Origin of the sequence: Arthrobacter sp. 2YAF22_2, assembly GCF_052114645.1 — a bacterium.
Lineage (GTDB): Bacteria > Actinomycetota > Actinomycetes > Actinomycetales > Micrococcaceae > Arthrobacter.
In genome coordinates, this window is record NZ_JBFRFD010000201.1 from 1 (window position 1) to 6022 (window position 6022).

4 protein-coding genes and 1 pseudogene are annotated in these 6022 nt (G+C 67.9%); all 5 read left to right on the top strand.

What is annotated here, in order from left to right:
- A pseudogene (locus AB4Y86_RS09850) lies at positions 1-246 on the top strand (UDP-N-acetylmuramoyl-L-alanyl-D-glutamate--2,6-diaminopimelate ligase); the annotation flags it as partial.
- A gap of 6 nt (positions 247-252) precedes the next feature.
- Entirely contained in the window at positions 253-1779 is a 1527-nt protein-coding gene (locus AB4Y86_RS09855) for a UDP-N-acetylmuramoyl-tripeptide--D-alanyl-D-alanine ligase (protein WP_441402062.1), read from the top strand.
- Positions 1776-2885: a phospho-N-acetylmuramoyl-pentapeptide-transferase gene (gene mraY, locus AB4Y86_RS09860; RefSeq protein ID WP_441402063.1), complete on the top strand. Its 1110-nt coding sequence runs from the start codon at positions 1776-1778 to the stop codon at positions 2883-2885. Before AB4Y86_RS09855 ends, mraY begins: the two co-directional genes overlap by 4 nt.
- On the top strand, positions 2867-4468 hold the full coding sequence (murD, locus tag AB4Y86_RS09865) for a UDP-N-acetylmuramoyl-L-alanine--D-glutamate ligase (RefSeq protein WP_441402064.1): 1602 nt from the start codon (positions 2867-2869) through the stop codon (positions 4466-4468). Before mraY ends, murD begins: the two co-directional genes overlap by 19 nt.
- 2 nt (positions 4469-4470) lie before the next feature.
- A partial coding sequence (gene ftsW / locus AB4Y86_RS09870) for a putative lipid II flippase FtsW (protein ID WP_441402065.1) occupies positions 4471-6022 on the top strand: 1552 nt, incomplete at its 3' end.

Consider the following 6022-nt stretch of genomic DNA (forward strand, 5'->3'; position numbering starts at 1 on the left):
CTGGCGGCCAAGGACAGCGGGGACCTCCGCTGCACCATCCTGGAGGTTTTCCCCCGCGACGCCGCCATCCGCAAAGCGGTGGAGCTGGCCGGCCCGGAGGACACCATCCTGGTGGCCGGCCGGGGCCACGAGGTCTGGCAGGAGGTCAAGGGCGTGAACCTTGCCCTCGATGACCGGGTGGAACTGCGGTCCTCCTTGACAGCACGAGGATTCACCGTTCTCGACGACCAGCGGATAGAGTCCTAAACCGAGATGATTGCATTTACTGCGGCGGAAATCGCCGAAATAACCCACGGCCGGCTGGCCGCCACACCGGGCCTGACACCCGATTCGGTGGTGACCGACTCCCGCGAAGCCACGGCGGGTTCCCTCTATGTGGCCAAACCGGGGGAGGCCGCCGACGGGCACGATTTCGTCGCCGCCGCCTTCGAACGCGGTGCCGTGCTGGCCCTCGTGCAACACGACGTCACCGACGCCGCCGGGCAGAACTACCCGGCAGTCGTCGTCGAGGACTCCGTCCTGGCGATGGGCGCCCTGGCCGCCGAAGCCGTCCGCCGGATCCGGGACCACCGGGCCGCGGCGGGGGACGCATTCACCGTCATCGGCATTACCGGGTCCGCCGGCAAGACCACCACCAAGGACCTGCTGGCCGGCATGCTCGCCGAACACGGTGGGATGGTGGCGCCACAGGGCTCCTACAACGGCGAAGTTGGCGTGCCGCTGACCGTCTTCAAGGCAGACTTCGAGACCCGGTACCTCGTCATCGAGATGGGTGCTACGGGAATCGGCCACATCAGTTACCTGGCGGACATGGTCCGCCCCGAAATCGGCGTGGTGCTTTGCGTGGGTACTGCCCACGCCGGCGAGTTCGGGGGCGTCGAGAACATTGCCCTGGCCAAGGGCGAACTCGTCGAGGCCCTTCCCGCCGACGGCACCGCAGTGCTGAACCTGGACGACGCCCGGGTGTCGGCCATGGCCGACCGGACTGCGGCGTCCGTCCTCGGTTTCTCCTCCCAGCCCGCCAGGAACGGCCAGCCGGCCGCGGTTCGGGCCGAGGACGTCGAGTTGAACGCCGGCGGCAGCCCTGAATTCGAGCTTGTGCTTCCGGACGGGGGCCGGCACCACGTCGCTGCCAGGCTGATCGGCGCCCACCACGTGGCGAACCTGCTCGCAGCGGCCGGCGCCGCCCACGCCGCCGGAATCCCCGGCGCCCGGATTGCCGCCTCGCTAAGCGCGCAGGGCGCTGCCAGCCGCTGGCGGATGGAACGGACCGAGCGGCCCGACGGCGTCACCATCATCAACGATGCCTACAACGCCAACCCGGAGTCCATGCGCGCAGCCCTGCGGACCCTGGCAGACCTGGGCCGCGGCCGCCGTACCTGGGCAGTGCTCGGCGCCATGCTGGAACTCGGCGAGGACTCCATCCGTGAGCACACCGCCGTCGGCACCCAGGTGGTCCGGCTCAACATCTCCCGGCTGCTGGTGATCGGGCGCGAAGCCCGCGCCCTGTACGTTTCGGCAGTCAACGAGGGGTCCTGGGGTGACGAGTGCATCTTCGCCGAGACGGCCGACGAAGCCTACGAGATCCTGAGCTCCGAGCTGGAGCCCGGCGACCTGGTCCTTTTCAAGTCCTCCAACAGCATCGGCCTGCGCCATCTGGGGGATCGGATAGCATTGCCTCCATTGGCCCCCGAAGCGGCGGCCCCGGCCGCCGCCGGAACCGCCGAAGCCGGAACCGCCACAGCCGGAGCCGCCACTGAAGGGAGCAAGCTGCCGTGATCGCACTGCTGATGGGCGCCGGACTGGCCCTGTTGTTCTCCTTCCTGGGCACCCCGCTGTTCATCCGATTCCTGGTCCGCAAGGGTTACGGACAGTTCATCCGCGATGACGGGCCCACCTCGCACCACACCAAGCGCGGGACCCCCACCATGGGCGGCATGGTCGTCATCCTCGCGGTGCTGGCCAGCTACGGCATCACGCACCTCCTGATGTGGCTGATGAACCCCCTCTCGGCCGGGCCGTCCGCCTCGGCCCTGCTGCTGCTCTTCCTGATGGTCGGCATGGGGCTGGTCGGTTTCCTGGACGACTTCATCAAGATCTCCGCGCAACGCAGCCTCGGACTTAACGCCAAGGCCAAACTGGTCCTCCAGGCCACCGTCGGGATCATCTTCGCCGTGCTCGCGCTCAACTTCCCGAACGAGAACAAGGTCACGCCGGCGTCCTTCCAGATCTCCCTGGTCCGCGACATCCCGTGGCTGAACCTCGCGTTCGGCGGCACCGTGCTGGGCGCCATCTTGTTCGTCCTCTGGTCGAACCTGATCGTCACCGCCGCTACCAACGGCGTGAACCTCACTGACGGTCTGGACGGGCTGGCCGCCGGCGCGTCCGTGATGGTCTTCGGGGCGTACACGCTGATCGGGATCTGGCAGAGCAACCAGTCCTGCGGCTCGCCCCGGCAGGCCGGCGCCGGCTGCTACACCGTCCGCGACCCGCTGGATCTCGCGCTGCTCGCGGCCATCCTCAGCGCCGCGCTGGTCGGCTTCTTGTGGTGGAACACCTCGCCGGCGAAGATCTTTATGGGCGACACCGGCTCGCTCGCCATTGGCGGCGCCGTGGCCGGCTTCGCGATCCTGTCGCGGACCGAACTGCTGCTGGCGTTCATCGGCGGTCTCTTTGTCCTGATCACCCTCTCGGTCATCATCCAGGTGGGCTACTTCAAGCTCACCAAGGGCAAGCGCGTGTTTAAAATGGCCCCGCTGCAACACCACTTCGAACTCAAGGGCTGGGCGGAAGTCACGGTCGTGGTCCGCTTCTGGATCCTCTGCGGACTCTTCGTCGCCGCCGGTCTGGGCGTCTTCTACGCCGAATGGGTGGTGCTGCTGTGAGCGGGACCATTCCCGAACCACTGGCCAGCTCGCCGCGGCTGGAGCACCTCACCAGCTGGGACGCCGACTGGTCGGGGCTCCGCGTCGTGGTCACCGGCATCGGCGTCTCCGGTTTCGCTGCCGCGGACACCCTGATCGAGCTCGGCGCCCGGGTTGTGGTCGTGGACGCCGCGGACAGCGCGAAGGCCCGCGCCCAGGCGGACACGCTCCGGATCGTCGGCGCCGTTGACGTGCTGCTCGGCGAGGACGCCGTAAATTCGGTTCCCAAGATCGACGGCGGGAAGCCCGACCTGATCGTCACCTCACCCGGCTGGCGGCCCGACCAGGCCCTGCTCGCCGCCGCCGCCCGGGCTCACATTCCGGTCTGGGGCGACGTCGAACTCGCTTGGCGCGTCCGCGAACGCGAGGGGCGCAAGACGGCGGACTGGATCGCAATCACCGGCACCAACGGCAAGACAACGACCGTAGGCCTGACCGAATCCATGCTGCAGGCCGCCGGGCTCAAGGCCATCGCGGTCGGCAACGTCGGCACGCCGATCCTGGATGCGCTCCGCGACCCGGTTGACTATGACGTCTTCGCCGTCGAGCTCTCCAGCTTCCAGCTGCACTGGAGCCACTCCCTGTCGCCGGTTGCCAGCGTCTGCCTCAACGTCGCCGAAGACCACGTCGACTGGCACGGCTCCTATGCCTCCTACCTGGCGGACAAGGCTAAGGTCTACGAGCGGACGCAGAAGGCGTGCATCTACAACGCCGAGCAGATCGAAACCGAACGCATGGTCGAAGACGCCGACGTGGTGGAGGGCTGCCGTGCGGTCGGCTTCACCACGCTCACCCCCGCCGTCAGCATGCTCGGCGTGGTCGAAGGCCTGCTCGTGGACCGGGCCTTCATCCCCGAGCGCAAGGACAGCGCCGCCGAACTGGCCGCGATGACCGACCTCGGACCGGTCGCGCCGCGGCACATGGTGGCCAACGCCCTCGCCGCAGCCGCCCTCGTGCGGGCCTACGGAGTGGAGCCCGCCGCCGTCCGGCAGGGGCTGCAGAACTACCTGCCCGGAGACCACCGCATCCAGCCGGTCGCCCGCTACGACGGCGTGCTCTGGGTCAACGACTCCAAGGCCACCAACCCGCACGCGGCGGCAGCCTCCCTGTCCGCTTTCCAGCAGGTGGTGTGGATCGCCGGCGGCCTGTCCAAGGGTGTGAATTACGACTCACTGGTCCGTGACAACGCCCGCCGCCTCAAAGCCGTGGTGCTGATCGGGACCGACTCTTCGGACCTGCTGGCCTCGCTCCAGCGACACGCGCCGGATGTCCCCGTGATCGGCCAGCCCAAGGGCGACACTGAGACGGTGCAGACTGCCGGACCGGCCCACGCCGACGCAGGCCCTCCGCCGATTTACGGCGAGACTGTGATGGCACGGGCGGTTGCGTCGGCGGCGCAGCTGGCCACCTCCGGGGACACTGTGCTCCTGGCCCCGGCAGCTGCATCCATGGATCAGTTCTCTTCCTATGCTCACCGTGGCGACGCCTTTATCGAAGCTGTCCGCGAGCTCGTGGAAGGGCAGGCTCAGACCACCGAGGAGTAGCAATGGTCAGCACGCCCACCCGTTCCGCAGCGGAACGGACGGTTGCCCCAGGCAGCAAAAAAGGCAGTACCGCCGCCGGGGCCGCCGATTCGGCCGTTCCGACCTTCGGGGCACGGCCCACCCCCGCGGTCCGGGTCCGCGGCTGGTTCCGGCATTTTTGGTCTGCCCTCGAAGGCAACGGAAAGTCCCGCAACGGCTCCACCTACTACCTCATTCTCGGGTCGACCCTCGCGCTGACCGCGATCGGCATCATGATGGTGCTGTCCGCCTCAAGCGTGGAAGCGATCGCTGCGGGGGAGTCGCCCTACTCCGCCGCCCTGAAGCAAGGGCTCTTCGCGGGCATCGGAGTGTTCGTGATGTTCGTGCTGTCCCGGGTCAACGTGGTGTGGCTGAAACGCTTCGCGTGGCCGGCCATCATGCTGGCGATCGTTCTCTTGGCGCTGGTACTCCTCGTTGGACGCAGCACCCTGGGAAACCAGAACTGGATCGACGTCGGACCGTTTACTTTCCAGCCGTCGGAAGCGGCGAAGCTCGCGCTGGCCCTGTGGATGGCGACGGTGCTCAACCGCAAGGCCAAGCTCCTGGACAATTGGCGTCACGTCATGGTTCCGGTCGTCGTGCCCGGAGCCGCCGCGGTGCTGGTACTCATCTTGGCCGGAAACGACCTCGGTACGGCCATGATCGTCATGATGATCCTGTCCGCCGGGTTGTTCTTTGCCGGCGTGAGGCTCTACTTGTTTGGCATCGCCGGTGCGGTGCTCGCTGCTGGAACCGCATTCCTGGCGATCACGAGCCCCAACCGGATGTGCCGCATCCTGTCCTGGACCGGCCAGACCTGCGCCGATGGATCCGACCTGAACTACCAGTCCACCAACGGCCTCTACGGGCTGGCGTCCGGGGGGTGGTTCGGCGTCGGCCTGGGCCAGAGCCGGCAGAAGTACAGCTGGATTCCGGAAGCCCACAACGACTTCATCTTCGCCATCATCGGTGAGGAACTCGGCCTGATCGGCACCATCGTTGTCCTGGTCCTGTTCGCCATCCTGGGCACAGCCATCTACCGCGTGGTGGTGGCCCAGCAGGACCTCTTCCACCGCGTCCTTGCCGGCGCGATCATGGTGTGGCTGCTCGGCCAGGCCACCGTCAACATGGCCGTGGTCACCGGGCTGCTCCCCGTGGTGGGTGTTCCGCTGCCGTTCATTTCGTATGGCGGCTCGGCCCTGCTCATGTCGCTGTGCGCCGTCGGCGTAGTGTTGTCCTTGGCGCGGGCGCAGATGGAACCGGGCATGCAGCCGAAGGGACTGCTCAAGTTCGGTCCCGCCGGGTTCGCCACCGTCCTCCGCAAGCGGGTGGCGGCACGGAAGACCGCAGCTGCGCCCGCCAAACCTCCCGCCCGGGCCAAGGCGCCGGCAGCCAAAGCGCCGGCCGCCAAAGCCACGGCCCCCAAGGCTTCGGCTCCCAAGACACCGGCCACCGGAAGCACCACCGGAAGCACCGCCGTGCGGAAGCCCGGCACCAGAACGGCCGCCCCCAAGAACCCCGCACGGAAGCGTACCT

Coding starts and splice junctions, on each gene's coding strand:
- AB4Y86_RS09855 (WP_441402062.1), top strand. CDS start 253: ATGATTGCATTTACTGCGGCGGAAATCGCCGAAATAACCCACGGCCGG.
- murD (WP_441402064.1), top strand. CDS start 2,867: ATGGGTGGTGCTGCTGTGAGCGGGACCATTCCCGAACCACTGGCCAGC.